Annotated in this window: 29 protein-coding genes; 14 read left to right on the plus strand and 15 right to left on the minus strand. The window is 68.9% G+C overall.

The features are described from left to right. Positions 1 to 11 precede the first annotated feature (11 nt). The 3 genes from folP to folE all read right to left on the minus strand — a co-directional run bounded on the left by folP (position 12) and on the right by folE (position 2,797). On the minus strand, positions 12 to 923 hold the full coding sequence (gene folP / locus ACQUSX_RS06995; protein WP_428906227.1) for a dihydropteroate synthase: 912 nt from the start codon (positions 921 to 923) through the stop codon (positions 12 to 14). Continuing rightward, positions 920 to 2,059, minus strand: a complete 1,140-nt coding sequence (locus ACQUSX_RS07000; RefSeq protein WP_428906228.1) for an NAD(P)/FAD-dependent oxidoreductase — start codon at positions 2,057 to 2,059, stop codon at positions 920 to 922. The genes folP and ACQUSX_RS07000 overlap by 4 nt, the downstream gene beginning before the upstream one ends. 66 nt (positions 2,060 to 2,125) lie before the next feature. Then, positions 2,126 to 2,797, minus strand: a complete 672-nt coding sequence (folE, locus tag ACQUSX_RS07005; RefSeq protein ID WP_428906229.1) for a GTP cyclohydrolase I FolE — start codon at positions 2,795 to 2,797, stop codon at positions 2,126 to 2,128. A 131-nt stretch (positions 2,798 to 2,928) separates the two neighbouring features. Here folE and ACQUSX_RS07010 point away from each other — a divergent pair, with 131 nt between their 5' ends. After that, positions 2,929 to 3,948, plus strand: a complete 1,020-nt coding sequence (locus ACQUSX_RS07010; RefSeq protein ID WP_428906230.1) for a zinc-dependent alcohol dehydrogenase family protein — start codon at positions 2,929 to 2,931, stop codon at positions 3,946 to 3,948. A 9-nt stretch (positions 3,949 to 3,957) separates the two neighbouring features. On the opposite strand, the gene ACQUSX_RS07015 is transcribed toward ACQUSX_RS07010, so the two are convergent. Together ACQUSX_RS07015 and ACQUSX_RS07020 are read right to left on the minus strand one after the other, a co-directional pair. Continuing rightward, positions 3,958 to 4,233 (minus strand): hypothetical protein, encoded by a 276-nt coding sequence (locus tag ACQUSX_RS07015; protein ID WP_428906231.1) that lies wholly within the window; start codon positions 4,231 to 4,233, stop codon positions 3,958 to 3,960. A 57-nt stretch (positions 4,234 to 4,290) separates the two neighbouring features. Further along, entirely contained in the window at positions 4,291 to 5,790 is a 1,500-nt protein-coding gene (locus ACQUSX_RS07020; protein WP_428906232.1) for an arylsulfatase, read from the minus strand. A 226-nt stretch (positions 5,791 to 6,016) separates the two neighbouring features. Here ACQUSX_RS07020 and ACQUSX_RS07025 point away from each other — a divergent pair, with 226 nt between their 5' ends. The 7 genes from ACQUSX_RS07025 (at position 6,017) to ACQUSX_RS07055 (ending at position 11,556) form a co-directional block, all read left to right on the plus strand. Beyond that, complete coding sequence (locus ACQUSX_RS07025; protein ID WP_428906233.1) at positions 6,017 to 7,072, plus strand: iron-containing redox enzyme family protein; 1,056 nt, start codon at positions 6,017 to 6,019, stop codon at positions 7,070 to 7,072. Next, positions 7,069 to 7,275: a CDGSH iron-sulfur domain-containing protein gene (locus ACQUSX_RS07030; RefSeq protein WP_428906234.1), complete on the plus strand. Its 207-nt coding sequence runs from the start codon at positions 7,069 to 7,071 to the stop codon at positions 7,273 to 7,275. The genes ACQUSX_RS07025 and ACQUSX_RS07030 overlap by 4 nt, the downstream gene beginning before the upstream one ends. A gap of 11 nt (positions 7,276 to 7,286) precedes the next feature. After that, positions 7,287 to 7,784 (plus strand): GNAT family N-acetyltransferase, encoded by a 498-nt coding sequence (locus ACQUSX_RS07035; protein ID WP_428906235.1) that lies wholly within the window; start codon positions 7,287 to 7,289, stop codon positions 7,782 to 7,784. Positions 7,785 to 7,914: 130 nt separating this feature from the next. After that, the gene (locus ACQUSX_RS07040; protein WP_428906236.1) at positions 7,915 to 8,859 is read left to right on the plus strand and encodes an ABC transporter ATP-binding protein; all 945 of its coding nucleotides are present in this window, start codon (positions 7,915 to 7,917) and stop codon (positions 8,857 to 8,859) included. Continuing rightward, positions 8,856 to 9,701 (plus strand): ABC transporter permease, encoded by an 846-nt coding sequence (locus tag ACQUSX_RS07045; protein WP_428906237.1) that lies wholly within the window; start codon positions 8,856 to 8,858, stop codon positions 9,699 to 9,701. The genes ACQUSX_RS07040 and ACQUSX_RS07045 overlap by 4 nt, the downstream gene beginning before the upstream one ends. Before the next feature lie 56 nt (positions 9,702 to 9,757). Further along, positions 9,758 to 10,891: a sensor histidine kinase gene (locus tag ACQUSX_RS07050; RefSeq protein WP_428906238.1), complete on the plus strand. Its 1,134-nt coding sequence runs from the start codon at positions 9,758 to 9,760 to the stop codon at positions 10,889 to 10,891. Then, entirely contained in the window at positions 10,891 to 11,556 is a 666-nt protein-coding gene (locus ACQUSX_RS07055; RefSeq protein ID WP_428906239.1) for a response regulator, read from the plus strand. The genes ACQUSX_RS07050 and ACQUSX_RS07055 overlap by 1 nt, the downstream gene beginning before the upstream one ends. A gap of 49 nt (positions 11,557 to 11,605) precedes the next feature. Here ACQUSX_RS07055 and ACQUSX_RS07060 read toward each other — a convergent pair whose 3' ends face one another. The 6 genes from ACQUSX_RS07060 to ACQUSX_RS07085 form a co-directional block, all read right to left on the minus strand. Further along, positions 11,606 to 12,085, minus strand: coding sequence for a DUF1990 family protein (locus ACQUSX_RS07060; protein WP_428906240.1), 480 nt, complete (start codon positions 12,083 to 12,085; stop codon positions 11,606 to 11,608). A 70-nt stretch (positions 12,086 to 12,155) separates the two neighbouring features. After that, a complete protein-coding gene (locus ACQUSX_RS07065) occupies positions 12,156 to 12,821 on the minus strand; it encodes an ArsR/SmtB family transcription factor (protein WP_428906241.1) in 666 nt (221 codons plus the stop codon). Continuing rightward, positions 12,818 to 13,177 carry a hypothetical protein gene (locus ACQUSX_RS07070; protein ID WP_428906242.1) on the minus strand — a complete coding sequence of 120 codons (360 nt, stop codon included), beginning with the start codon at positions 13,175 to 13,177 and terminating at the stop codon, positions 12,818 to 12,820. The genes ACQUSX_RS07065 and ACQUSX_RS07070 overlap by 4 nt, the downstream gene beginning before the upstream one ends. Further along, on the minus strand, positions 13,174 to 13,626 hold the full coding sequence (locus ACQUSX_RS07075) for an OsmC family protein (RefSeq protein WP_428906243.1): 453 nt from the start codon (positions 13,624 to 13,626) through the stop codon (positions 13,174 to 13,176). Before ACQUSX_RS07075 ends, ACQUSX_RS07070 begins: the two co-directional genes overlap by 4 nt. A gap of 76 nt (positions 13,627 to 13,702) precedes the next feature. Further along, on the minus strand, positions 13,703 to 14,338 hold the full coding sequence (locus ACQUSX_RS07080; protein WP_428906244.1) for a transcriptional regulator: 636 nt from the start codon (positions 14,336 to 14,338) through the stop codon (positions 13,703 to 13,705). After that, positions 14,335 to 14,730 carry an SANT/Myb-like DNA-binding domain-containing protein gene (locus tag ACQUSX_RS07085; protein WP_428906245.1) on the minus strand — a complete coding sequence of 132 codons (396 nt, stop codon included), beginning with the start codon at positions 14,728 to 14,730 and terminating at the stop codon, positions 14,335 to 14,337. The genes ACQUSX_RS07080 and ACQUSX_RS07085 overlap by 4 nt, the downstream gene beginning before the upstream one ends. Positions 14,731 to 14,739: 9 nt before the next feature. Here ACQUSX_RS07085 and ACQUSX_RS07090 point away from each other — a divergent pair, with 9 nt between their 5' ends. The 6 genes from ACQUSX_RS07090 (at position 14,740) to hrpB (ending at position 22,967) form a co-directional block, all read left to right on the plus strand. Next, positions 14,740 to 16,002: a PEP/pyruvate-binding domain-containing protein gene (locus ACQUSX_RS07090; protein WP_428906246.1), complete on the plus strand. Its 1,263-nt coding sequence runs from the start codon at positions 14,740 to 14,742 to the stop codon at positions 16,000 to 16,002. 198 nt (positions 16,003 to 16,200) lie between these two features. Continuing rightward, positions 16,201 to 16,632: a MarR family winged helix-turn-helix transcriptional regulator gene (locus ACQUSX_RS07095; RefSeq protein ID WP_428906247.1), complete on the plus strand. Its 432-nt coding sequence runs from the start codon at positions 16,201 to 16,203 to the stop codon at positions 16,630 to 16,632. 120 nt (positions 16,633 to 16,752) lie between these two features. Continuing rightward, on the plus strand, positions 16,753 to 18,099 hold the full coding sequence (locus ACQUSX_RS07100) for a DUF222 domain-containing protein (RefSeq protein WP_428906248.1): 1,347 nt from the start codon (positions 16,753 to 16,755) through the stop codon (positions 18,097 to 18,099). 119 nt (positions 18,100 to 18,218) lie between these two features. Next, positions 18,219 to 19,796: an SPFH domain-containing protein gene (locus tag ACQUSX_RS07105; RefSeq protein ID WP_428906249.1), complete on the plus strand. Its 1,578-nt coding sequence runs from the start codon at positions 18,219 to 18,221 to the stop codon at positions 19,794 to 19,796. A gap of 91 nt (positions 19,797 to 19,887) precedes the next feature. Continuing rightward, on the plus strand, positions 19,888 to 20,418 hold the full coding sequence (locus ACQUSX_RS07110) for a hypothetical protein (RefSeq protein WP_428906250.1): 531 nt from the start codon (positions 19,888 to 19,890) through the stop codon (positions 20,416 to 20,418). Between the two features lie 5 nt (positions 20,419 to 20,423). Beyond that, complete coding sequence (hrpB, locus tag ACQUSX_RS07115) at positions 20,424 to 22,967, plus strand: ATP-dependent helicase HrpB (protein WP_428906251.1); 2,544 nt, start codon at positions 20,424 to 20,426, stop codon at positions 22,965 to 22,967. Between the two features lie 22 nt (positions 22,968 to 22,989). Here hrpB and ACQUSX_RS07120 read toward each other — a convergent pair whose 3' ends face one another. The 4 genes from ACQUSX_RS07120 to ACQUSX_RS07135 form a co-directional block, all read right to left on the minus strand. After that, the gene (locus tag ACQUSX_RS07120; RefSeq protein ID WP_428906252.1) at positions 22,990 to 23,724 is read right to left on the minus strand and encodes an ABC transporter permease; all 735 of its coding nucleotides are present in this window, start codon (positions 23,722 to 23,724) and stop codon (positions 22,990 to 22,992) included. Continuing rightward, positions 23,721 to 24,530 carry an ABC transporter ATP-binding protein gene (locus tag ACQUSX_RS07125; RefSeq protein WP_428906253.1) on the minus strand — a complete coding sequence of 270 codons (810 nt, stop codon included), beginning with the start codon at positions 24,528 to 24,530 and terminating at the stop codon, positions 23,721 to 23,723. Before ACQUSX_RS07125 ends, ACQUSX_RS07120 begins: the two co-directional genes overlap by 4 nt. A gap of 72 nt (positions 24,531 to 24,602) precedes the next feature. Beyond that, entirely contained in the window at positions 24,603 to 25,190 is a 588-nt protein-coding gene (locus ACQUSX_RS07130; RefSeq protein WP_428906254.1) for a TetR/AcrR family transcriptional regulator, read from the minus strand. Between the two features lie 45 nt (positions 25,191 to 25,235). Beyond that, positions 25,236 to 26,741: an L-serine ammonia-lyase, iron-sulfur-dependent, subunit alpha gene (locus ACQUSX_RS07135; RefSeq protein ID WP_428906255.1), complete on the minus strand. Its 1,506-nt coding sequence runs from the start codon at positions 26,739 to 26,741 to the stop codon at positions 25,236 to 25,238. Positions 26,742 to 26,806 lie beyond the last annotated feature (65 nt).

Here is a 26,806-nt window from a genome sequence, read left to right on the forward strand (position 1 = left end):
CGGCGGTCTCCTCAGACATTGTGCGTCGGGTGCGTGTTGTGCTCGAGGCGGGCGGGTTGGCGCATGCCGAGGATGGCTTCTGTCATCCGCACGGCGTCCACCGTCTCGGCGATGTCGTGCATCCGCACGATGCGTGCGCCGCCGAGGATGCAGGCGGTCATCGCCGCGAGCGATGCGGCCAGCCGCTCCCCCTGCGGGCGGTCGATCGACTCGCCGATGAAGTCCTTGTTCGACACCGCGACCAGCAGCGGCGCCCCGAGGTCGGCGAACTCGGCGATGCACCGGGTGATCTCGAGCGAGTGCTGCGTGTTCTTGTCGAGGTCGTGCCCTGGATCGACGATCAGCCGTGAGCGCGGAATGCCCGCGGCCTCGGCGCGCGCCATCCGCTCGACGAGGAATCCGCGCACCTCTGCGATCACGTCATCGAAGTGCGCTGCGGGCTTCTCGACCCGGGGCGGTCCGACGCTGTGGGTGAGCACGATGTGCGCATCGCTGCCGGCGACGACTTCGGCCATGCACGGATCGCCGAGTCCGCTGGTGTCGTTGATGATGGCGGCGCCCGCGGCGGTCGCGGCGGCCGCGACCTCGGCGTTGTTCGTGTCGACCGAGATGACCAGGTCTGCGCGGGCGGCGGCGATGGCATCCACGGCCGGCACCACCCGATCGAGCTCCTCGCCGACCGACACGGCCGGCCCTCGCCCGAACGGGACGCCTCCGACGTCCACCCAGTCGGCACCCAGGTCGGCCGCGCGCAGCGCGCTGTCGACCGCGCGGTCGAGGGCGAAGGTGGCGCCGCGGTCGTAGAACGAGTCGGGTGTGCGGTTGACCACGGCCATCACGGCGACCTGCCGGGTGAAGTCGAACTCGCGCGCGCCGATGCGGCGCAGCATCCCGGCATCCACCGTCCCGGCGTCCACTGTCATCGCACCGTCCCGACGCTGTCGCGGACGGCGTCGGACGCATCCCAGTCGTTGGCGTGCATCGCAGCCTGCACGATGCCGTCCTTCATCCAGTACGCCCGGAAGGCACCGCCGTTCGCGACGTGGGTGTCTCCCTCGACGTCGACGCGGTCGTAGCCTTCGGGGCCGACGCTGCCGAAGTACTCCATGCCGAGATCGTACTGATCGGTGAAGAAGTACGGCAGGTGCGCGTACTGCTCGTGCCCGCCGACAAGGTTGTACGCGGCGACCTTGCCCTGCTCGATCGCGGTGTCCCAGTGCTCGACGCGGATGCGCCGACCGAGCACCGGATGCCACTGCGACGCGATGTCGCCGATGGCGTATATGTCCGGATCCGAGGTCCGCAGCGTCTCGTCGACGAGCACGCCGTTGTCGACGTCGAGGCCCGCGGCCTCCGCCAGCTCGGTCGACGGGATCGCGCCGATACCGACCACGATGACATCCGCGGCCGCCAGCGCCGCCTCATCGACCGGGGTGTTCAGCCGCAGATCGACACCGTGGGCGCGGTGCAGGTCGGCGAACAGCTGCGCCACCTCGGGGCCGAGCACGTTCACCAGCGGCAGGTCGGAGACTTCGTAGACCGTCACGTCGGCGCCGTGGTGTCGGGCGGCGGATGCCACTTCGAGTCCGATCCAGCCTGCCCCGACGATCACGATCTTCGCGCCCGGCCGGAGCGCCGCGCGCAGTCGGGTGCTGTCCTCGATGGTGCGCAGATAGAGCGGGTCGGCAGCGCGATCGGCCAGCGGAAAGTGCCGCGCTGCCGAGCCGGTCGCCAGCAGCAGCTTGTCGTAAGGGTGCTCGACGCTCTCCCCTCCGCCGGCCGGTTCAGCGCGCAGAGTGTGGGCGACAGGGTCGATCGAGACGACCTTCACGCCCCGCTGCAGACGGACCCTGTTCTCGGCGTACCAGTCGGCGTCGTGCACCTGTGCCGAGGCGACCTCCTCATCGCCGAGCAGGACCGCCTTCGACAGCGGCGGTCGCTCGTACGGCAGATGGTCCTCAGCCGCGTAGATCACCATGTCCCCGTCGTAGCCCTGAGCACGCAGTTCTGTGGCGGCGGTGGCGGCTGCGAGCCCTCCGCCGACGATGGCGATGGTCATCTCGGTTCCTCTCTGTCGTGCGTTCTGGCTCTGTCGTGCGTTCTGGCTCTGTCGTGGCGTCGGTGGTCACCGCGCCTGGGCTGCGGCGAGGGCGAAGAACTCCGCGCGGGAGCGTGCATCCTCACGCAGCGTGCCGCGCAGCGTGGAGGTCGTCGTCGCCGAGCCTGTCGCACGCGCACCGCGAAGGGTCATGCACGTGTGAGTGGCTTCGATGACAACGCCGATTCCCCGTGGCTGCAGGCGCGCGGCGAGGGCATCCGCGACCTGCACCGTCAGCCGCTCCTGCGTCTGCGGGCGGCGGGCGTAGTGCTCGACCATGCGCGGGATCTTCGACAGCCCGACGACGCGATCGGCCGGCAGATACGCGACGTGGGCGACGCCGGTGAACGGCAGCAGGTGGTGCTCGCACAGCGAGCGCACCGGGATGTCGCGGATCAGCACCAGCTCGTCGTAGCCCTCGGAGTTCGCGAAGGTGGTGAAGTCGAACGGCTCGGATGCCAGCAGCTCGGCATACGCCTCGGCGAAGCGCCGCGGCGTGCGGGCGAGATCGGGCGACGCTTCGGGATCGATGCCGAGCGCGCGCAGGAACAGCCGGCCGGCGCGCTCGGCGGCGACGAGATCGACGGGCTGGGCAGCCGCCTCGACCCGCACGCGCTGCGGGCCGAGCGGTGCCGGATGCGCTGCGTGGGCGCTTTCTTGGTCGAGCGCCGCGCTGCTGTCGATTGCCGTGATCGTCATGTCGACCTCCTGTGCTCCTTCTTCTATGAGACACCCGATCCGGCTCTAAATACAAGGGGATTGTTTTTTAGAACCGGAGCAGTTCGCGAAAAGCGGCGGCGGCACTGCCGGGCAGGGTGGATAATCGACGCATGCGCGGTGTGGTGATGCACGGACCCGGCGACGTCCGGGTGGAGGAGCGGGAGAAACCGACCATCGGCCGGCCGACTGACGCGGTGATCAAGATCGCGGCGACCTGCATATGCGGATCCGACCTGTGGCCGTACCGCGGAGCCGATCAGGTCGATGCGACGCCGATGGGGCACGAGTACGTCGGCATCGTCGAGGAGATCGGCACCGCCGTGAAGAGCCTGCGGGTCGGCGACTTCGTGGTCGGCTCGTTCATGGCATCCGACAACACCTGCGAGATCTGCCGTGCCGGCTACCAGTCGCGGTGCGTGCACGTCGTGCCCATGGGCACGTTCGGCACGCAGGCGGAGTACGCGCTCATCCCCCACGCCGACGGCACGCTCGTCGCGACGCCGGGAGCGCCCGATGCCGACCTCATACCCTCGCTGCTCGCGGCATCCGACGTCCTCGGCACCGGCTGGTTCGCCGCCGTCGCCGCAGAGGTCGGCCCCGGCAAGACCGTCGCCGTCGTCGGCGACGGGGCGGTCGGACTGCTCGGCGTTCTGGCGGCGTCGCAGCTCGGCGCCGAGCGCATCATCGCGATGAGCAGGCACGCCGACCGCCAGGAGCTTGCACGAAGGCTCGGCGCGACGGACATCGTCGAGGAGCGCGGCGACGAAGGCGTGTCCCGCGTCAAAGAGCTCACGAGCGGCCTGGGAGCGCACTCGGTGATCGAGGCCGTCGGCACGCAGGAGTCGATGATGCAGGCGATCCGCTCTGCCCGACCCGGCGGACACGTCGGCTACGTAGGCGTCTCCCACGATGTCTCGCTGCCCGGCGAAGAGCTGTTCTTCTCCGGCGTGCATCTGCACGGTGGCCCCGCGCCGGTCCGCCGCTTCCTGCCCGAGCTCATCCAGCTCATCTGGGACCGCAGGATCGACCCCGGCATCGTGTTCGATCTGACGCTGCCGCTCGCGAATGCGGCCGACGGCTACCGCGCCATGGACGAGCGACGGGCGACGAAAGTGCTGCTCACGGTTTGAGTCCGGCGTTCACGCCTCGGCGATCGCGAGTTGCCTTTCGATCTCGTCGAGTTCGGCGCGCAGCCGCTGCACGGATGCCGGCGTGAACCGGCGCACCTGCATGGACAGGATCACCTCAGCATCCAACTCGCCGATGTCGAAGGCTTCGCGCAGCGCGCGATTCAGGTCCTTCTCACCGCCCGACGTGGTCGCGCAGATCTCGAGCACGCGCTGTGCCTGCTCTGCGGCGAGCAGCGTCACGCCGACGATCCACCGCTTGCCCAGTAGATTCTGCGTCTCATCCATGGGTTGACCTTAGCGCGGCGGCGATCGCGCAGCAGGAGAAGTCCGACCCGCGCCGCGTCAGGAGCTGCCGACGGTCGACTGCAGCTTCGCCATTACCTGGTTGATCGTGAACGACGCCGACTTCTGCCGCGGTGGGAACTCCTGCAGCGTCGGCAGCATCTGCGCGACATACGCCTGCGCCGGCACGAACAGGAAGACGTGGTCGAGCACCCAGTCCCAGTAGGTGTTCGAGGTGATGTCCGCGCGCTCGTACGGGTCGGTGCGCAGGTTGAACAGCTTCGGGAACCGCAGCTCGATGTACGGCTCCTGCCAGACGCTGAGTGTGCCGACCGCGCGCTGCTCGAGGAACACGAGTTTCCAGTTGTCGAAGCGCAGAGCGGTGAGATCTCCGTCGTCCGACACGTAGAAGAAGTGCCGGCGAGGGCTCTGTTCGACGACTCCGGTGATGTAGTCGAGTTGATTGTGACCGTCAAGGTGCACCTTGAACGGCGCATCGTGCAGTTCGGTGCCCGCCTTCAGGCGATCGGCGATGTCGTCATCGCCGATGGCCGCCAGCAGCGTGACGAACCAGTCGTTGTGGCTGACGATGCCGTTGAGCGTCTTGCCAGCTGGAAAGCGGCCGGGCCATCGCACCATCGCCGGGACACGATATGCGCCCTCCCAATTGGAGTTCTTCTCGTTGCGGAACGGCGTCATCCCGGCATCCGGCCAGCTGTTCATGTGCGGACCGTTGTCGGTGGAGTACATCACGATGGTGTCCTCGGCCAGCCCCAGCTCATCGAGCAGGTCGAGCAGGCTGCCCACGAGATCGTCGTGGTCGAGCATCGTGTCGTGGTACTCGGACTGCCACCGGCCGGCACGGCCCCTGCTCTCTTCCTTCACGTGCGTGCGGAAATGCATGTGCGTCGAGTTGAACCAGACGAAGAAGGGGGTGTCGTCTTCGGCCTGGCGGCGAATGAAGTCGGCTGCCGCGTCGCGGAACTCCTCGTCGACTGTCTCCATGCGCTTCTTCGTCAGCGGTCCGGTGTCTTCAATGCGCTGGCCGCCGTCGGGCTCCGCCCAGGAGTGGATCACGCCGCGCGGCCGGAACTTCTCGCTGAACCCCGGGAACTCCTCATCGGTGGGATAGTCGGGGTGCTCCGGCTCCTCCTCGGCGTTGAGGTGGTAGAGGTTGCCGAAGAATTCATCGAACCCGTGCACCGTGGGCAGGTGCTCGTCGCGGTCGCCGAGGTGGTTCTTGCCGAACTGGCCCGTGGCGTAGCCGTGGTGCTTGAACGCGTCGGCGATGGTCGGATCCTCGGGCTGCAGCCCGAGCTTCGCGCCCGGCATGCCGACCTTGGTCAGCCCCGTGCGGTACGGGTTCTGCCCCGTGAGGAAGGCCGCCCTGCCTGCCGTGCAACTCTGCTCGCCGTAGTAGTCGGTGAACTTCACCCCCTCGTCGGCGATCCGGTCGATGTTCGGGGTGCGGTACCCCATCAGTCCGTCCGAGTAGGTGCTGAGATTGCTGATCCCGATGTCGTCGCCCCAGATGATGAGGACGTTGGGCTTCTCGGCCATGAGAACTCCTTGCTGACGTGCGAACGAGCGGATGACTTCGGATGCAGTCAAGCACTGCTTCCACGGGGAAGACCAGGGCATTCATTCCCAAGGGGTGAGCCCGTGACACACGGGCTCAGGCCCGGAGACGGCGCGGATAGCGCGCCGAACGCACGCCGGTCAAGTCCCTGGCGGTTCGACGCCGTTCGCGACGAGACTGTGTCTTCATCGACCCAGGAGGATCTGCATGACCATCACCGCGTCGCCGGACAGCGCCGTCGAGCTCGGCTTTCCGATTCCGTTCTCCCCACGGGGAGCGCTGAGTGCGGCGGTCCTGAGCTGGCTGACAGCGAGTGCACGTCCGGATCTGCGGGCGGAGATCGACGGCGCTCTCGCCGGCAGCGCGGATGTCATCGAGAACGATGACATCCAGCTCGCCCTGTTCGCGCTGTATGCGTCGTCGTACGGTTCGGTTCCCGGCTTCGACGCCGATCTCGAGTGGGAGCCGCAGCTCATCGAAGCACGCGTGCGGCTCGAGGCCGCTTTCGAGCGGCAGCTCCGCGATGTCGTGCCGGTTCCTGCGCTCCCCGACGCAAGCGAGGATGCCGTCGCGCGCGGACTGTTCGAGCTCGTGGCATCCGATTCGGGTCCGAGTCTGTCGCGCTACGTCGCGAAGCGGGCCACGGAAGAGCAGATGCGCGAGTTCTTCATGCAGCGGTCGATCTACACGTTGCGCGAGGCCGATCCGCACTCCTGGGCGATCCCGCGCCTGACCGGCCGCGCGAAGGCTGCTCTCGTCGAGATCCAGTCCGACGAGTACGGCGGAGGGCGCCCGGACCGCGTGCATGCCGAGATCTTCGCCAGGGCCGTGCGCGGGATGGGCCTCGATGCGTCGTACGCCGCCTACGTCGACGACGTGCCCGCGGTGACCCTCGCGTCACTCAACATGATGTCGATGTTCGGCATGAACCGGCGGCTGATCGGTGCGATCGTCGGTCACCTGGCGGCGTTCGAGATGACATCGTCCATCCCGAATCGCCTGTACGGCGACGGGCTGCGCCGGCTGGGGTACGGCGAAGAGGTCACCGACTACTTCGATGAGCACGTCGAAGCGGATGCCGTGCACGAGCAGATCGCCGCCCGCGACCTCGCCGGCTCTCTCGCTGAGGACCGGCCCGATCTTCTCCCCGACATCATGTTCGGCGCGGCGGCCTGCCTGATGATCGACGGAAGGGTCAGCGCCCACATGCTCGGCTCCTGGCAGCGTCACGAGTCGTCGCTGCGAATCGGAGTGGATCGATGATCACTCGACGCGATGAGCCCACGATCACTCCGTACCCCGATGGTCCGCTGATCGTCCGCGGCGACGTGCAGGTTCTGACGGTCGAAGGAGAGCCGATCGAGCGGCGACGTCGCACCGTCGCCCTGTGCCGATGCGGACTGTCGTCGATCAAGCCGTTCTGCGACGGCACCCACAAGGCGGCCGGGTTCCGCACCGACGACTGACCGAGGCACAGATGACTGAGGAGGCCGAGACAGTGACCGAGATCGAGATCCGGCGGATCACCACGGCGGATGCCGGGGAGGTGCTGACCATCCAGCGCGCCGCGTTCGTGTCGGAGGCGCTGATCTACGGCGATCCGAATCAGCCGCCGCTCACGCAGACCTTCGAGCAGCTGGAGGCGGAGCTGCGAGATGCGCGAGGCTTCGTCGCGGTGCGCGGTCGGCGGATCGTCGGAGCCCTGCGCGCCACGGAGCGTGACGGGGTGCTGCAGATCGGTCGCATCGCCGTCGCCCCCGATATTCAGGGCTCCGGCATCGGGCGGCAGCTGCTGGCGGCCATCGAGGACGACACCGACTGCGCCGAGGCGGAGCTGTTCACGGGCAGCCTCAGCGAGGCGAACATCGCGCTGTACGAGGATTGCGGATACCGGATCGTCGAGCGCATCGACCAAGGCGACGGCACCGCGCAGATCTTCATGCGCAAGAGACTCGACGAAGGCGGGGCCTCCTGAGCAGTCAGCGCCCGCTGGCGCCGCATCGGCCAGTACCCAGGTACCGGTCGTCGCACAGAACGTGCACTCTCGTCCGATGTGGATGCGGGTGTGCCGTTCATACGCTTCTGATCATGCGAAAGAGACTGAGTTGATTGCCGCCGAGGCGCTGGTGAAGCGCTACGGCGAGAAGGTCGCGGTGGACGCGATCGATTTCACGGTGCGGCCGGGACAGGTAACCGGCTTTCTGGGGCCGAACGGCGCTGGGAAGTCGACGACCATGCGGATGGTCGTCGGGCTGGAGCGGCCGACATCCGGCACCGTGCAGGTGAACGGGCGCCGCTACGAGCAGCATCGTGCGCCGCTCCGCGAGGTGGGGGTACTGCTCGACGCGAAGGCCGCGCACGGCGGGCGGACCGCGTACAAGCACCTGCTGTCGATCGCAGCGACGCACCGCATCGGCGCCTCCCGAGTGCGCGAAGTGCTCGGGCTCGCCGGACTGGATGCCGTTGCCGGCAGGCGCATCGGCGGGTTCTCGCTCGGGATGGGGCAGCGGCTGGGGATCGCCGCCGCCCTGCTCGGGGACCCGGCCACCGTGATCCTCGACGAGCCGGTGAACGGGCTCGACCCCGAGGGCGTCCGGTGGGTCAGGAACCTGATGAAGAGCCTCGCCGCTGACGGACGGACGGTGCTGCTGTCATCCCATCTGATGAGCGAGATGGCGCAGACCGCCGATCATCTGATCGTCATCGGCCGCGGCAGGATCCTCGCCGACGCACCCATCGGCGACGTCATCGCCCAGGTCACCCGATCGGTGATCAGGGTGCGCACGCGCGAGGCGGGGCGTCTGATGTCAGCACTCGCCGGTGCCGACGTCGCGGTGACGATGCCCACCGGTGATGCGCTCGAGATCTCCGGGCTGACCGCCGAGCAGGTGGCCGTCGCCGCGTCCGCGGCCGGCGTGGTGCTGCACGAGGTGGTCACCGTGTCGGGGTCGCTCGAAGAGGCGTACATCGCGCTGACGGCCGGTGAGGTCGAGTACCGATCGGCGAACAGTTGCGCAGCAGAGACTTCGACGATGGGAGCACAGCGATGACGACGCTCGAGAACCGGCGCACCACTTTCATCCACAGCGCCGACCGGGTGAGCTTCGGCGGCGTCGTGCGCTCGGAGTTCATCAAGCTCACCAGCCTGCGCTCCAGTGTGGCGCTGCTGCTGGCGATCATCGTGTTCGGCCTCGGCGTGAGCATCGCGCTGAGCCTGACGATGGAGGGCGCCGGGCTGCCGGATCAGCCGTCCATCGACTTCATGCTCGACCAGGTCACGCTCGGCACGGTGCTGTTCGGCCAGGTCATCGCCGCCGTGCTCGGCGTGATGATGATCAGCGGCGAGTACTCCAGCGGCATGATCCAGCGGACGCTGATCGCCGTGCCGACCCGCCTGCCCGTGCTCGCCGCGAAGGCGATCGTGCTGTTCGCGGCGACGACGGCATCCGCTCTCATCGCGACGTTCGGGTCGTGGGCGGCGACCTATCCGATGTTCGCTGCCTTCGATCTCGCGATCGAGCTCGACGAGCCGGGCGTGGTGATGTCATTCGTCGGCGGATCGGTGTTCCTGGGGCTCTCGGCTATTCTCGGCTTGGGCATCGGCACGCTGCTGCGCAGCGTCGCGGCGGGCATCGCCACGACGGTCTCAGTGATGCTGCTGCTGCCGATCGTGCTGTCGGCGCTGCCTGCCTCACAGGTGGTGCGAAACCTTCAGCTCCTGTCGATGTCCAAAGCGGGGGATGCGATGAGCAACCCCATCGACGACCAGGGAGTGTTCATGGATCTTGCGGCCGGGTATGTCAGCTCGGGTGCGGGCTGGCTGATTGCCGCCGTCTGGACTGGTGTGTTCCTCGCGCTGGGCGCCGGCCGACTGCGTCAGGGGGACGCCTGAACATCCGTAGCGCGGCCGCGCGCGTCACCCCGTGCTTGCCCTGGGCAATCTACGGGGTGACCGCGGTCGGTCTGGCCCTTCTCTCGCTGGAACCGCCGTACGTCACGCCGCTGTGGACGATGATTCTGCTGGCTGTCGGGGGCTTCGCGACGCTGACGGTGCGCCGTCGACACCCGCACATCGCGTTCGCGGCGGCGATGGTGCTGTCGGTGCTCTCCCTGGCTGCGGGCTCCGGTGCGGAGTCGCTGCTCGCTTTCTTCGCGCTGTACGACGCCGGGGTGCGGTGGCGCGCGGCAGTGACGTGGATGCACTTCGGAATCGCCATGGTGGCCGCCGCGCTCAGCGCGCTGGCACTCACCATGCGCGGACGCACCATGCCGCCGATCCTGGGGTTGCAGCCACCGATCGCCTCGCGTGACACGATCGTGGACTGGGCGAACTTCTGCCTCGTGATGGCAGTGATCCTGCTCGTCGTCACCCTGCTCGGCACGAGCGTGGGGCACAGGCGCCGATACGTCGGCGAGCTGGTTCATCGCGCCGAGCAGCTCGCACGTGAACGCGATCAGCAGGCCGAGACGGCGCGCGCCCATGAGCGCGAGCGGATCGCACGCGAGATGCACGACATCATCGCGCACAGCCTGTCGGTGATGATCGCGATCTCGGACGGCGCGCATGCGGCATCCGACACGCGCCCCGCCGAAGCGAAGGAGGCGATCGCGCGCGTCGCCGACACCGGCCGCAAGACGCTCAGCGAGGTGCGCAGGCTGCTCGGCTCGGTGCGCGGCGACGGCGTCGCGGCGCACGCGCCGCACCCGGATGCCTCTCAGCTCGCGTCCCTCGTGCAGGAATTCACAGCGGCAGGCCTGCCGGTGCGCCTGAGTGTGACCGGTCAGCCGCCATCTGATCCGGCCCTGGGCCTTACGGTGTACAGGATCGTGCAGGAATCGCTGACGAACGCGTTGCGTCATGCGCAGGGCGTGACGGGCGTGGATGCGACGGTGGGGTGGGCAGGAGATGAGGTGTCGATCGTGGTTCAGGACGTCTCGTCGGTCGTGGCTTCGCCGTCGGATGCCGGGCGCGGCCTGCTCGGGATGCAGGAGCGCGTCGCGCTGTACGACGGAGAGATCGAGGTGGGGCCGCACGACGGCGGATGGCGCGTGTTCGCGCGCCTGCGATGGGAGGACGGGTGATGACCGATGAGATCAGGGTGCTGCTCGTCGACGACCAGAAGCTCGTGCGCTACGGGTTCCGGCTGATGCTCGAGACGACGCCGGGCATGCTCGTGGTCGGCGAAGCGGATGACGGTGCGAGCGCGATCGGGGCCGCGGAGCGGCTGAAGCCGGATGTCGTGCTGATGGATGTCCGCATGCCCGGCCTCAACGGCATCGAGGCGACCAAGCACATCACCGGCCGCCTTTCGTGCACTCGAGTGCTGGCGCTGACCACCTATGACCTCGATGAGTATGCGTTCGGGGCACTCCGCGCCGGTGCCGCGGGATTCCTGCTCAAGGACACCCGACCTGACGATCTCGTCGCGGCGGTCAGGGCCGTGCACGTGGGCGACGCCGTAGTCTCGCCCCGCATCACCGCGAAGCTCATCGAGGCGGCAACGCCCCATCTGGGCGTGCGCCGGAACGACGACGTCGAGGATGCGCTGTCGGAGCTGACCGCGCGCGAGCGGGAGATCTTCATCCTCATCGGGCGCGGACTGACCAACGGCGAGATCGCCGAGAGTCTCTTCCTGAGCGACTCGACCGTGAAGGCGCATGTGGGACGCGTGCTCTTCAAACTCGAGTTGCGCAACCGCGTGGAGGCCGTGATCCGGGCGTACGAACTCGGAGTGGTGGGCCAGTAGCGGTGGGTCAGAGGGCTGCAGCGCGAACGCTGGCGCCGGCTGTCAATGATCAGCGCAGTGACCGCAGGTAGCGGCGTCTGGCGACCTGCTGGGCGATGAGCAGCAGTGGATACAGCGCTCGCCACGGCTGCTGAGGGGCCGCACGGGTGAGCGATCTGACGGTCAGTCGGACCTCGTCGCCGCTGCGGTGGACGATGAAGGCCTCTTCGCCGCTGACCGGATGCCCGGGCAGGGTGCGGTACGCGAATCCGACGCGGTTGGGCTCGGCGACGACAGCCACGACCTCGACGGGTTCGACGACGGTGAGGAACAGGACGCGCGCCGTCACGGTGACGTGGTCGCCCTCTGAGACAGGACCTGTCGAGTCGACTGCGAATCCGCTGGCCGTCTTCACCCGCCAGCGCAGCACGTCGCGAGTCGCGCGCTCCCATACTCCGTCACCACTGCCGATGACAGCCGAATTCTCGGCCCGGCGGTGCGCGTCGCCGGTCTGCGGCCATTCCGCTAGCGCGGGGCTTGTGGTGGTCATCCTTCGATGATGACACCGCGTCGGCGTGGGCGCGGCTCGGCGTCGGCGAGCGGCGGGAACGTGCGCGGGTTCAGAGCCGCAGTTCGTCCAGTCGCTGCGCGCCGAGCGGCGTGATCCGCAGCGCTCTGTCGTCTCGCCTCCGGGCAACCCATCCGCCTGTCAGCATCGCCTCGAGCACGGCTGCGCCCAGACGCCCGGCGACATGGGGCCGTCGGGCCGTCCAGTCCAGGCATCCGCGCACGAACGGACGCGACGAGTCGGCGACGGCGAGTTCGAGACCTAGCGCGTCGCCGACGCCGGCGGAATCCGTGGAAGCCGAGCCGAGGTCGGCATTCAGCAGGCCGCGCTCCACCAGCCTGTCAGCGACAGCGATTCCGAGATCGCCTGCCAGGTGGTCGTAGCAGGTCCGAGCCCGGCGCATCGCGGTGCGGCGGTCGCTCGCCGACCAGAACGAGACGGCAGGCTCGGCGGTCAGGCGGAGGATCGCCTCCACCGCCTCGGCTACGGCGGGCTCGCTGATACTGACCAGGCGTATCCGTCCAGCCTGCTCGATCGTCAGCAGTCCCGCCTCGCGCAGGCGCGTGACGTGCGATGTGACGGTCGACGGCGCGATGCCGATGCGTGTCGCGAGAGCGCCGACCGGCAGCGGGATGCCTCCGAGCAGCTCCTGCAGGATCTGCAGCCGGCGGGGCTCGGCGAGTGCCTGTGCGAGGAGTTCGAGTGATGGCCGCGTCATCGCAGCACCCGCTCGGCACGTTCTGGATCGTCGACCACAAACACCTTTCGGTTGTCGTGGTCGCTGTACTGCGCCTCGATCTGCACTCCCGCGGCATGCAGTGCGTTCATCATGCGGCCGAGCTCCCCCGGCACGTCAGCGCGGAGCGGCACCACCAGTGCCGGCTTGGCGACGGCTCCGTCGATGCCCGCGGCTGCGAGTGCGCTGACGGCGGCCGCACCATCGTCGACGAGGTAGCGGGCCGTGCCGCCCCAGACGCCACCGCCTTCGAGCCCGACACCCGCCGAACCCAAGACGGCTCCGACGCGCGCGACGTCCGCGGCGATATCGACGACCGGGATCATCACATCGTTCATTCGACGACCTCCACCGTCGCGTCCACGACCGCCTCCACCGCCAGCGAGTTCGCGATGTAGCATCCGTCGTGCGCCTGCCGCACGAGCTCGATGATGTGAGCGGGCTCGGCGTCGCGGACGGCGATGCGGGGCGTCAGCGCGACCTTCGTGATCCGGACGGGATGCCGGTCCATCGGCATGCACGCAGCCCCGGCATCCTCATACCGGACGACGTCGACGCCGGCCTGCGCGGCGACGGCGAGGAACGAGAGCAGCAGGCATGAGCTCGCTGCAGCCAGCAGCAGCTGCTCGGGGTTCGGCAGCGAGGCGTCTCCGCGGAACGCAGGGTCGGCGCTGAGCGTCAGGATCTCGTCGGCGACCTTCACATCGTGCGCGCGGCTGTACGCACGATATCCGGCGCCGGTGCTGCCCTCCCACAAGAGGGTCGACGTGTACTCGTGAACTGTCATGTCGTCAGCGTAGGTCCGAGTCGTTTCGACGGGGGTCGAAATGAGGCGACGCGAAGGGGCTGAGGCGGACAGCACTTCAGTTCTCTGCTCTGCGATCGATGTCGAGGGTGGCGAGGAGGTCTTCGTGGAGTTCGAACCAGACGCGGTGACAGGAGTCGATGCCGGTTCTGTCGACCCATTCACTCTGGCCGGCTCGTGCGCGGCGGAGCGCGACGTCGAAGCGGCTGTCGTACCCGGTGAATCTCGCCAGCACGGCGACCAGCCGCGCGACCAGCGCAGTGAGGCCGGTGCTCAACTCGTCTAGCTCGTTGAGGACGTGAGCGTCCCAGGCAGGGTCGGCATGGTCATTGGCGGCGAGCCTGTCGTGATTGGTGGGCCTGAGCTGCCAGTCCGTGCAGGCGGCCACAAGGCGCGCGTTGAGTGGGAGGAAATCACGGTAGACGCCGCGGAGCACATCGTCCGAGTCGGCGCCGACGCGCTCCTGCGCGAGCTGACGTTGGTTCTCACGTCTGCCCTCCTCCGTCAGTGACCATCCTTCGAGGCCGGCGAACGCGTCATGCCGAACCCACCCGTGCTGTTCCGCGTCGCGCAGCAGGTCGACGACGGCGTCGTGGTCGATCCCTGCGCGTGCACCGATCGCGGCGGGCTCGTTGAAGCCGAGAAGTCGCACGGCATGCAGCACCAGGAGGTATGGAGGCGAATTGTGAGTCATGCTCGCTCGGAGCGCCTGGCGCTGAGTCGGTTGAAATGCTGTTGACACGCCTGCGGCGAGCGGAACCCCATCGCCTCGGCGATCTGCGCCCAGGTCAGTCCGGCTGCCTTCGCCGTGAACAGAAGCGCAGCTTCCACGCCCTCCACTTCGGCCCGCGCCGCTGGAAGCAAGGCAAGCGCGCTGAGCAGATCATCGGAGGTGAGGTCTGCGGAGCGCCAGAGTGCGAATTGCGTCAGCTCGACGGCAGCGGGCGGCATCGAACCGGGCCTCCACGGGCGCGCGGCCAGGGTATCGGCGCCGAGTCCCAAGAGGTGCTCCTGCGCTTCATGCTCCCGATGAGCCTGTGGGTGGTCCATTGCCTTCGAGCGGTCGAGATCCCGCTTGCGTTCCATGCCCTCATCTTGGACAATCAACGCATTGTTGTCAACATTTCATTGATTCGCGAGCGAGTTCAAGATGAGGGTGAAGGAGTGGGCATGCTCACGACCCTGCGTGACGCGAGGGCGGTCAGCTGCGGCGGTAAGGCGACGGCCCTGGCAGTGCTGGCCAGGGAGGGCCTGCCGGTGCCGGACGGGTTTGTTATTCCGTTCGCCGCGCACCGAATCGCGCGGAGCGAAGCCGACTTGCCGGTAAATCACGAGCTGCGGGATGCACTCACCCGGCACCTTGCGCGGATGGGCGACCCGCCGGTGGCCGTCCGATCGTCTGCGGCGAACGAGGACACCGCAGGTGGATCCGCCGCTGGCCGGTACGAGAGCGTGCTGGCCGTGCGCGGAGTTCCAGCCGTGGCCGAGGCCGTCCGGACGTGCTGGGCCTCGAGCTCTTCAGCACGCGTTGCCGGCTACGGCAACCATGTGCACGGCGACGCCACGGACGGTGGGCCCGACATGGCCGTCCTCGTCCAGCGTCTGGTCGACGCCGACGTCTCCGGCGTGATGTTCAACCCGGCGTGCCCTGAGGGCCGCGCTCGGATCGAAGCATCCTGGGGCCTGGGGCCCAGTGTGGCTGGAGGGACCGTCACCCCAGACACGTACGAGATTGCCACAGACGGAGGCCTCCGGCGCATCGTCGCTCGCAAGACGACCCGATGGGACCGCGACAGCTGTGGCGTGATCGTCCGTGATGTGCCGGAGAAACAACAGACACTCCCAGCGCTTGACGCAGCCACCGCCGCGGCCCTCGCGGGCTTCGGACGCCGAATCGCAGACGTATTCGGCCAGCCGCAAGACATCGAATGGGCGATCGAGGACGGAAAGGTCTGGATTCTCCAAGCGCGACCGATCACCGCGCCCACCCCTTCGCTGGCGCCAAAGATTCTCGCGAGCGGAGATGAGCCGCTGATCGGCACGGCGGGATCCCACGGCACCGTCTCCGGGATCGCCCGCGTCCTGCGCGGCCCATCCGACTTCCCGCGCGTCCAGCCGGGAGACATCGCGATCTGCGAGTACACCGACCCAGCCTGGACACCGCTGTTCCGTCACGCTGCCGCTCTCGTCACCGAGACGGGTGGCGTGCTCTCCCACGCCGCGATCGTGGCCCGCGAGCATGGCATCCCGGCAGTCCTCGGCGTTCTACAAGCAACCACCCGGATCCAGGACGGCATCCGGATCACCGTCAATGGCACCGACGGAACCGTCATCATCTCGCCAGGGACATCGCCGTGATGTCGATTCTGTGACCAAACCGTTGCATTCGTTACCTCGCCGTTATAGAGTGATCGCACGGTGAATGTTTGCTGTGGCATACACCGCATGTGATTGCAGGACACTCTTGGTGCAAGGGAAAAGAGCCGGTCGGAAGCCTCTCCGGCCGGCTCTCACTGCATCCGCATGATGTCTGGCCGCGCCGCTACGCTGGTGACCATGACCGACCGCGAGCTCGCACTTCGAGCCTGGGAGAGCCTGTTCCGCGCGCAGCACGAGCTGTTCCACGCGATGGCATCCGATTTCGACAACGCATCCATCACGCAGGGTGAGTACGACGTCCTGCTCACCGTCGTGCGGGCTCCGAAGATGACGGCCCGCCTTCGCGACGTCACCGCGAACCTGCTGATCAGTCAGCCGAGTGTCTCGCGCCTGGTCGACCGGATGGTCGCTCGCGAGCTGGTCACCAAGTCCGCGGACCCGGAGGACGGCCGCGGGGCCCTGATCACTGCGACGGATGCCGGCGCTCGCGCGTTCCGCCAGGTCGCGACCTCGCATGGACGCTCCATCGCGGAGAAGATGTCGCCGCTCAGTGACTCTGAACTCGGGGAACTGCTGACGTTGACCGAGAAGCTGCGGCGCGGCGCATAGTTCAAATATACGAGAGTGTGGTCACCCACGCGCAACGTCGGATGCCGCGATTTCGGCGCTTCTCGAAAATTGTTCGAACAAATATTTGACACTCACCGCCTCCGAGCGTAAGCTGGAGTCATGTCCGAACACCTGGCACCGCTGCACGAGGCGATCGAGCACCTCGACGCGGCATGGTGCGGTGCGCAGGACGGCGCGAGCCTCACGCGGAAGCAGCTGATCGACGCGAACGACGCCCTCGCCGCCGTGCAGCGCCTCATCGATGGTCTGCACGCTGAGGTCGCCGCCGGAATCGCTCACGAGTCCCGGCCGGCGCTCGGACCTGAGTCACTCGCCAAGCAACAGGGGTTCCGCAACGCGGCGCGGCTGATCGCCACCGCATCGGGCGGGTCCACGGCCGATGCCTCGAAACTGGTGAAGGTCGGTGAGGCGACCGCACCGCGCACCGACCTGGTCGGCGCACGGCTCCCGTCCAAGCACCCCGAGGTGCGGCGCGCGCTGTCAGCCGGACGACTGAGCGCCAGCACCGCGGCGGCGATCATCGCGCTGCTCGACCGCGTGTGCCTCAAAATCACACCCGAGCAACTGACTGAAGCAGAAGTCCTGCTGACCGAGAAGGCCGTGGGCATGTCTCTCGACGACGTGCGAAAGCTGCTCACTCACGCCGAGGCGTGGCTCGATCCCGACGGAGTCGCACCGCGCGAGGAAGAGATCCGGGCACGTCGCTCGGTCAGCATGTTCGAGCGCGACGGAGCTCTCCACCTGAACGCCGTCTTCGACATCGAATCAGGTGCGCCCATCCGCGCGGCTGTCAACGGTTACGTGTCCGCGCAATTCGCCGCGCGGAAGGAGGCCGTCGACCCGGATGCCGGCGACGCCGACCACCGCTCCGTTGCTCAGCTGCAGGCCGATGCGCTCACCTCGATCTGCGCTCACTCCATCGGATGCGACAACAACGCGCCCGCACTGTCGGGCGCCACCGTCATCGTGCGCGTGGACGCCGCCGATCTGATCGAGGGCACCGGCTACGGCACCGTGGATGGCGCGGACCAGCCGATCAGCATCGGCGCGGTCCGTCGGATGGCCGCCTCCGGCGGGGTCATTCCCTGCGTCCTCGGCGCAGGCAGCGAAATCCTCGACTGGGGCCGCGAACGGCGCTTCTTCAGCCGAGCGCAGCGCCTCGCGCTGGCTGAGAGAGACGGCGGATGCGCGATGTGCGGCCTTCCGCCAGAGATGACCCGCGCCCACCACATCGAATGGTGGAAGCGGGATGCCGGGCCCACAGACCTCTCCAACGGCATCCTCCTCTGCGAGACCTGCCACCATCGCATCCATGACAACGGCTGGGAGATCCAGGTCGACGGCGCCAGCACGAAGAGTCGGGTGTGGTTCATCCCGCCGCCGTATGTGGATCAATCCCGCACGCCGCGGCTCGGCGGGCTGGCGAGATACACCCTCGCGGCCTGAGCGCGCCAGCGTACGCCCGCACCAGGGAATTTCGCCACCGACGCGCGCGAGCGCGCCCCGATCTCTGGCAAGGTGGCTGATGGTGCGGTTCGAGGGGAACCGTGCATTAGGGAGACACCATGGAGATCGCCGGAATCGTCGGCATCCTGCTCATCATCGGCATCGTCGTCGTTGCCGTCATCGTCGTCGGACTCATCATGCTGCTGTTCGCGCGCAGCTGGATCAAGGTCGCACGCGCCGACGAAGCGCTCGTCATCTCGGGCCGCAAGCAGAAGGTCCAGCGGGCGGTGATGAACGCAGACGGCACCACCAGCTCCGAGCTGGCAGAGTCGCCCGTCACGGTCATCGTCAACGGCAAGTCTCTCGTCAACCCCATCACCCAGCGCCACGAGATCATCTCGCTGCGCTCGCGCCAGGTCTCACTCAACGCTGAAGCGCAGTCGCTCGACAGCGTCACCCTCAACGTCGACGGCGTGGCCATCGTGAAGATCGGCTCCGACCCGCTGTACGTGCGCCGCGCCGCAGAGCGCTTCGCCTCGCAGGACAAGGCCATCGAGCAGTTCACCACCGAACAGCTAGAAGGTGCGCTGCGCGGCATCGTCGCCACCCTCTCGGTCGTCGAGCTGATGCGCGAGCGCAAGAAGTTCTCGGACCAGATCGCCGCCGACGTCTCGCACGAGCTCGCCGAGCAGGGCCTCATCCTCGACTCGTTCCAGATCAAGGGCATCACCGACGCCGTCGGATACATCCAGTCGCTCGGAGCTCCCGAGATCCAGTCCAAGCGCCAGGCCGCCGAGATCTCGCAGACCAACGCCGACCGCGCGATCAACCAGAAGAACATCGCCAACGACGAGGCGAACCTGATCGAGCAGACCGCCCTCGACACCAACACCGCCAACGCCAACGCCGGGATCGGCCGCGCACGCGCCGAGGCCGAGCAGGCAGAGCACCTCGCCCGCGCCCAGGCAGAGCAGGCCGTTCTGCAGCAGCAGGCCGAGAACCGGCAGGCGCAGCTCGACGCCGACGTCAAGCGCGTCGCCGACGCCCAGCGCTACGAGGCCGAGACCCGCGCCCAGGCCGACCTGTTCACCCGCGAGAAGGCGGCCGAGGCAGCCGCCATCGAGCAGGTCAAGCAGGCCGAGGCCCGCACCCGCATCGCGGAGCAGCAGGCTGAAGCCGACAAGGCCCGCGCCGCCGGTGAGGCAGAAGCGCTCCGCGCCCAGGCCACCGCCGAGGCCGAGGCCCGCCGCCTGCGCGCCAATGCCGAAGCAGACGCCATCCGCGCCGAGGGTGACGCCCGCGCCGCCGCAGTGGAGGCAGAGGCCAAGGCCATCGCCTCGAACCAGGAGGCCTTCCTCTCGCAGCGCGTGCTCGAGGTGCTGCCCTCGATCATGAGCGAGTTCGCGAAGGGCTATGCGACCATCGGCAGCGTCTCGATCATCGGCGGCTCCGGCGAAGACGGCGCCTCCAGCGTCGTCGGCGGCGACAACGCCAAGGCGATGCGCGCCGTGTTCGACAGCGTCAACGCCGCCACCGGCCTCGACCTCGCCTCGATCATCCAGGGTCAGGCCGTCGGCCGCGGTTTCGGCGCCGGAGTCGCCCAGGCAACCGACGCCCCCGCACCCGCACCCGCTGCATCCGAGCCCGTGACGCGGTCGTCCGCGCGCACCGAGCCCCCGGCCGCACCGGCCGAGTAAGCAAACGGGGCTCAGCGATCCACGCATGCGGATCGCTGAGCCCGTCGCCTCGTCCCCGCGGCCCACCCGGCCGCGTCCGTAGACTCGACTCATGACCGCGCCGAACCAGCTGCCGCACGCCATCTTCTCGGGAGCGCTGGGCGACAGCGCCACCGGGGGCTGGTACCCCGCGCAGGCCGTCGTGAGCGAAGGGTTCGTCACCCTGTGGGTCGCCTCGTCCGCAGGATGGGCTCAGCAGTTCAGCGTCCCCGCCGGCGAGGTGGCGGTGAAGTCGGCGGCTCAGCGCATCACACTGCAGGTACGCGGGCAGAGCTACCCGATCCTCGCCGACCCGGGCGCAGTGAACCGCGCCCTCGGCCTCAACGCCGCCAACGCCGTCGGACACGTCGCCGATCTCCCGGGTGTGAATGTCGCCAGCGGCGTCGGCCGCGGCGTCAATCAAGCGGCTGCGGCGCGCGCGTTCCACGGCGGAGGCGGCGCGGAGTTCCTCACCGCCATGCGATTCTCCGGCGCACGCGTCTCACGCCTCGGCTACGGTGCGATCGCGGCCATCGGCTGCGGTGGCGGGCTGCTTGCCGTCGTCGTGGTTCTCGTGGTCACCATGCTCGTTCTCAACATGTGAGCGGGATGAGCACCGCGTTCGACCTGGCCAGGATCGGCGGCGGGCTGTCTTTCGCCGCCGCGCTCGACTCTCTCACCGCCGCCCTCGACGAGAGCACCGCGGCCGTCGTCACCGCTCCGCCTGGCACCGGCAAGACGACGCTGGTCCCGCCGCTGCTGGCATCCCGCTCCCCCGGCCGCGTCATCGTCACCCAGCCGCGTCGGGTCGCCGCCCGCGCAGCGGCCCGCCGCCTCGCGCAACTCGACGGCACCCCGCTCGGCGCGCGCGTCGGCTTCACCGTCCGCGGCGAGCGCAAGGTCAGCGCCGGAACGCGCATCGAGTTCGTCACCGCAGGCGTGCTGCTTCGTCGGATGCTGGATGACCCCGGCCTCGACGGCGTCGACGCCGTGATCATCGACGAGGTGCACGAGCGCGCCCTGGAGACCGACCTCCTCATCGGGCTGCTCGGCGAGGTCCGCGAACTGCGCGACGAGCTCGTCGTCGTGGCGATGTCCGCCACCCTAGACGCCGAGCGGCTCGCGCGAGTCATCGGCACCGACCACGCCCCCGCACCGATCGTCGACCACAGCGTCCCGGCGCACCCGCTCACCGAGATCTGGACGCCGAGCCCGGCACCGCGGCTCGACGAGCGCGGAGTCACCTGGGCCTTCCTCGACCACGTCGCCCGCACGACGGCATCCGCCGCACTGAACCTCACCGACCCGACGGCCGACGTGCTGGTCTTCGCTCCCGGCGCACGCGAGGTCGCCGAGATCGCGCGCCGCGTCCGAGACGCCGCGGCCGGGTTCGATGTGCGCGAACTGCACGGGCAGATCCCCTCATCCGAGCAGGATGCCGTCGTCCGCGGCCGCCGGCCGCAGGACCCACCGCGCATCATCGTCACGACCTCGCTCGCCGAATCGTCGCTGACCGTGCCGGGCGTCCGCCTGGTCGTCGACAGCTGCCTGGCCCGGCAGCCACAGCGTGACGCCGCGCGCGGAATGACCGGTCTCGTGACATCCGGCGCATCCCGATCCTCGGCGGTTCAGCGCGCCGGCCGCGCCACCCGTCAGGGGCCCGGCACCGTCATCCGCTGCATCGACGAGCGCACGTATGCCGCGGCTCCCGCCCGTCCGGCTCCCGAGGTCGCGACCACCGACCTCGCGGATGCCGCGCTGCTGCTGGCCTGCTGGGGCGCACCCGGCGGCGCGGGTCTGCGCCTGATCGATCCGCTTCCGCCAGACAGCCTCGCCGACGCACTGCGCGTGCTGCACGGCCTCGGCGCCATCGACGATGAGGGGCGTGCCACCGCCGAGGGTCGCGCGCTCGCCCGCATCCCCACCGACCCGCGTCTTGCCCGCGCCCTGCTCGACGGCGGCCCGCTGGTCGGGTCGCGGCTCGCGGCCGAAGTCGTCGCCCTCATCGGCGCGGACATCAGAATCGCGGACGCCGATGTCTCCGACGCTGTCGTCGCTCTGCGCCATCGGCGCGGACCGGATGCCCAGCGCTGGGCCCGCGACGTCGAGCGTCTGCGGCGCTTCACACCCGAGACTCGTGCCCGCACCAGCACCGATGACGTCGGCCTGATCATCGCGCTCGCCTTCCCCGAGCGGGTCGCCCGGCGCGTGGATCGCTCAGCCGACGGAGCGACGTTCCTGCTGGCATCCGGAACCCGCGCGGGCGTGCGCGGGTCGCTCGCCGACGCGGAGTGGCTGGCCATCGCCGACGTCGCACTCGCCACCGGCCGCGCGGCGGCCGGATCCGGTGCGATCATCCGCGCCGCTGCCGTCACCACCGAGGAGCAGGTCGAGGAGGCCGCCGCGCACCTGCTGACCGACCGCGTCGAGGCCGAGTTCGCGAAGGGCCGCGTCTCCGCGCGTCGCGAGCGGCGCGTCGGAGCGATCGTGCGTTCGTCGGTGCCGGTCCGCGCCTCGGCGGATGAGGGGCGCGACGCGGTGCGTCGCGCGCTGCAGACGAACGGGCTCGATGTGTTCACGTGGTCGGATGCCGCAGATCAGCTCCGCCGCCGACTCGCACTGCTGCACCGCGAGCTGGGCGATCCGTGGCCCGATGTGTCGGATGCCGCGCTGCTCGCCGACCTCGACACGTGGCTCGGTCCGGAGCTCGGCGCACTGGCATCCGGAACCGCGGCCGACCGCATCGATCTCGCCCCCGCGCTCCGGCGTCTGCTGCCCTGGCCCGCAGCATCCGACTTCGATGCACTCGCCCCGGAGCGACTTGAAGTGCCGAGCGGCAGCTGGATTCGCATCACCTATCCGCCCGCGGATGATCCGACGGCGAGGCCAGTCGTCGCGGTGAAGCTGCAGGAGTGCTTCGGCTGGGCCGAGACGCCGCAACTGGCCGGTGGGCGCGTCCCCGTGCTGTTCCATCTGCTCTCACCCGCCGGGCGTCCGCTGGCCGTGACCGACGACCTCGCGTCGTTCTGGTCGGGCCCTTACGCTCAGGTGCGCGCGGAGATGCGCGGCCGGTATCCGAAGCACCCGTGGCCGGAGGATCCCTGGCGGGCCGCACCCACCCGGCACACGACCAAGCGCGCTGCGCGCGACTGACCTCCCGCGTTGCGCTCCCGAGCTACGGCGTCCGCCGGCGCAAGGTGAGCGGCGCCAGCACCAGGAATCCGATCGCGAACGCCGCGACGATCAGCAGCGGGGTCCAGACGTCCCACCCCTCGTCTCCGGCAGCGACCGCCTGGATCGCGTCGACCGCATGGCTGAGCGGCAGCCAGTCCGAGATCGCGTAGAGCACGTCGGGCATCTCATCGCGCGGCATGAACAGCCCGCCGAGGATGATCTGCGGGAACACCAGCACCGGCATGAACTGCACCGCCTGGAACTCCGTCGTCGCGAATGCGCTGGCCAGCAGCCCGAGTGCGGTGCCGAGCACGGCATCCACCACCGCGACCAGCCCGAGCTGCCAGAGCGGGCCGTCCACGCTCAGCCCGCAGACGTACACCGCGAACGCTACCGTGATGACGGCCTGCACGATGGCCATCAACCCGAACGCGAGCGCGTAGCCGAGGATGAAGTCCGCCTTCCCCAGCGGCGTCGTCATCAGTCGCTCGAGGGTTCCCGAACGACGTTCGCGCAGCGTGGTGATCGAGGTGATCAGGAACATCACGATGAACGGGAACAGCGCCAGGATCGCACCGCCGAACCGGTCGAAGACGCCGTCCTGATCGACGAACAGCCACGCGAACAGGCCGACCAGCAGGCTCGGCGCGATCAGCATCAGCGCGATGGATCGCGGATCGTGCCGCAGCTGCTGCAGCACCCGACCCGCCGTGGCGAAGGAACGGCGCAGGTTCATCGCTCTCCCTCCCGACGTGAGCGGCGCGTCTCGCGACTCGCGGCGGTGTCGGCCTCGATCAGGGCGAGGAATGCGGCTTCCGCGTCGGTCTGCCGCGTATCGGCGAGCAGCTGCGTGGGCGTGGTGTCGGCGATGATCCGCCCGTCGCGTAGCAGCAGCAGCCGGTCGCAGCGCTGGGCTTCATCCATCACGTGGCTGGAGACGAGCATGGTGGTGCCGGTCTCGGCGATGTCGCGGAAGAGTCCCCACAGCTCGGCGCGCAGCACGGGGTCGAGGCCGACGGTGGGCTCGTCGAGGACGATGAGCTCGGGGTCACCCAGCAGCGCGACGGCCAGCGACACGCGGTTCAGCTGACCGCCGCTGAGCGCATCGACAGACTGGTTCGCGTCGTCGACCAGGCCGACCTGTGTCATCACCCGGTCGACGTCGGCACGCGGGGCGCCGAGGACGGATGCGAAGTAGCGGAGGTTCTCGCGCACCGTGAGGTCGGCGTACACTGCCGAGCCCTGCGTCCCGTACGAGACGCGATGTCGCAGCCCGCGCGAGCCGGCTGCCTCGCCGAACACCTCGACGGTTCCGCCGTGAATGCGCTGCACGCCCACGATGGAGCGCATCAGCGTCGTCTTCCCGCAGCCGGACGGCCCGAGCAGCCCGATCACCTGGCCGCGGGGAATGCGCAGCGACAGCCCATCGAAGACCTCGCGGCGCCCGCGCCGCACCTGCAGCGCGTCGATCACCACGGCGTCGGCCATACCGGCGCCGCTCGCCCCGGCGCCGCCGGCCATGACGTCCGCACTATTCATCATGTGTTGAATTATTCATCCGCGTCGACGACGGGTCAACCCCTCACCGCAACCGTGGGTGGGACCGCCGACGCGTCAGTCGAACAGGTAGCGCTGGATCGTCGGCCCGATGCGTGCGACGAGCTCGTCGACCGGAGCCTCGACCATGGCCGGCAGCTTCACGAGATATCGGGTGATGAGCAGCCCCGCGATCTGCGACGCGACCATCGAGGCCCGCAGTGTGGCATCCGGAGCATCCAGCTCCGCGGCGATGCGCGGCAGCATCTCCTTCGACAGGAAACCGGTCAGCAGGGGTGCGGTCAGCTTGCCGCTGATCGCCGTGCGCAGCACGATGATCCCGCGCTTTCGCACCTCGGGCCGCTCGAACGACTGCAGCACGAAGCGCACGATGCGCTCGCCCACCTCATCACGCGGGCCCCGCAGGATCCTCGGCACCTCGAGGTCCGGCCGCAGCGGAAAATCCGTGACCTCTGCGAACAGGTCGGCCTTGGCTCCGAAATAGTGATGCACGAGCGCGGCGTCAACGCCGGCCCGTGCGGCGATGGCCCGCACCGTCGCACCCTCGTAGCCGTGCTCGCCGAACTCGTGCACGGCGGCGGCCGCGATCCGGGCGCGCGCGTCGGACTCCCCCGGGGGCCGCCCCCTGCCGCGTCTGCTCGCCATCAAACCAGCCTACGACTCTGCCCCCGGCCGCTCATCGGACCCGGCTCAGCATTCGATGACGTTCACCGCGAGGCCGCCCTCACTGGTCTCCTTGTACTTCGTTGACATGTCGAGCCCCGTCTGCCGCATCGTCTCGACCACGGCATCCAGCGAGACGTAATGCTGTCCGTCGCCGCGCAGCGCGAGTCGCGTCGCAGTGACGGCAGTGGATGCCGCGATCGCGTTCCGCTCGATGCACGGGATCTGCACCAGGCCGCCGATCGGGTCGCACGTGAGCCCCAGGTGGTGCTCCATCGCGATCTCGGCCGCGTTCTCGATCTGGCGCACCGTGCCGCCCATGACGGCGGTGAGGCCGCCCGCGGCCATGGCGCAGGCCGAGCCCACCTCGGCCTGGCAGCCGCCCTCCGCTCCCGAGATCGAGGCGTTGGCCTTGAACAGCGATCCCAGCGCGGTGGCCGTCAGCAGAAAGCGTCGGATGCCACGACGCCGATTCGCCTCGGCGCGTTTCGTCTCGTCGCTGCGCTCCTCGCTCAACGACCCGTAGTCGTCGCCGGTGTCCGAACCGAACCCGAGCAGCGCGCTGCCGACCAGCTCGCCGTGCGGAGTGACCGCGTTGCCGACGCCGAGGCCGGAGTCGGCGAGGAATCGCCACCAGTACATCGCGACGGCCGGCAGGATCCCGGCGGCTCCGTTCGTGGGCGCGGTGACCACCCGTCCGCCTGCGGCGTTCTCCTCGTTGACGGCGAGCGCGAACGCGCCCAGCCACTCCCCTGGCAGCTCGCGGTGCCCGCCGGCCTCTGAGGCCTCCAGCTGTTCTCGGATGTCCGCCGCGCGGCGCTTGACCTTGAGGATGCCCGGCAGCGTGCCGTCGGAGTGCAGACCCGCATCCACGCAGGACGACATGGCGTCCCAGATGGCGTCGAGCCCGGCCGCGACCTCCTCCTCGCTGCGCAGCGCCATCTCGTTCGCGCGGGCGATCTCGGCGATCGACATGCCGTGCTCGTCGCACAGCGCCATCAGCTCTTCGGCGTCACGGAACGGGAACGGCTGCTCGGCTGCAGCCACGCGCGGCGGCTCCCCGTCGCGGCGGATGAACCCGCCGCCGATGGAGTAGTACGTCTCGTCCAGAACCGCCGCGCCGTCAGCATCCAGCGCATGCAGCGTCATCGCGTTCGGATGCCCGGGCAGGCGCGTTCGCGGAACGAACGCGATGTCGTCCTTGGCGAAGGCGACGGCATGCTCGCCGGCCAGCATCAGGTCGCGCCTCTCGGGCCAGTCCGACCAGAGTGCGCGCACGTCATCCGGATCGCACGTCTCGGGGTGCAGTCCCTGCAGACCGGCGACGACGGCATCCGGTGTGCCGTGACCGAGCCCGGTCGCACCGAGCGAGCCGTACAGCTCGCACGTGACGCGCGCCACCCGGTCGAGGAGCCCCTGCTCACGCAGGCGTGCGGCGAAGTCGACGCCTGCGCGCATCGGCCCGACGGTGTGCGAACTCGAAGGTCCCACACCGATGGAGAACAGGTCGAAAGCCGAGACGTACGCAGTCACTCCTCCAGCCTACGTCGCCGACGAGTCACTGGCGCTGGAGGAAAAGACGAAACCCCCGCCGCTTC

It is taken from the genome of Microbacterium alcoholitolerans, from assembly GCF_050408615.1.
Lineage (GTDB): Bacteria > Actinomycetota > Actinomycetes > Actinomycetales > Microbacteriaceae > Microbacterium.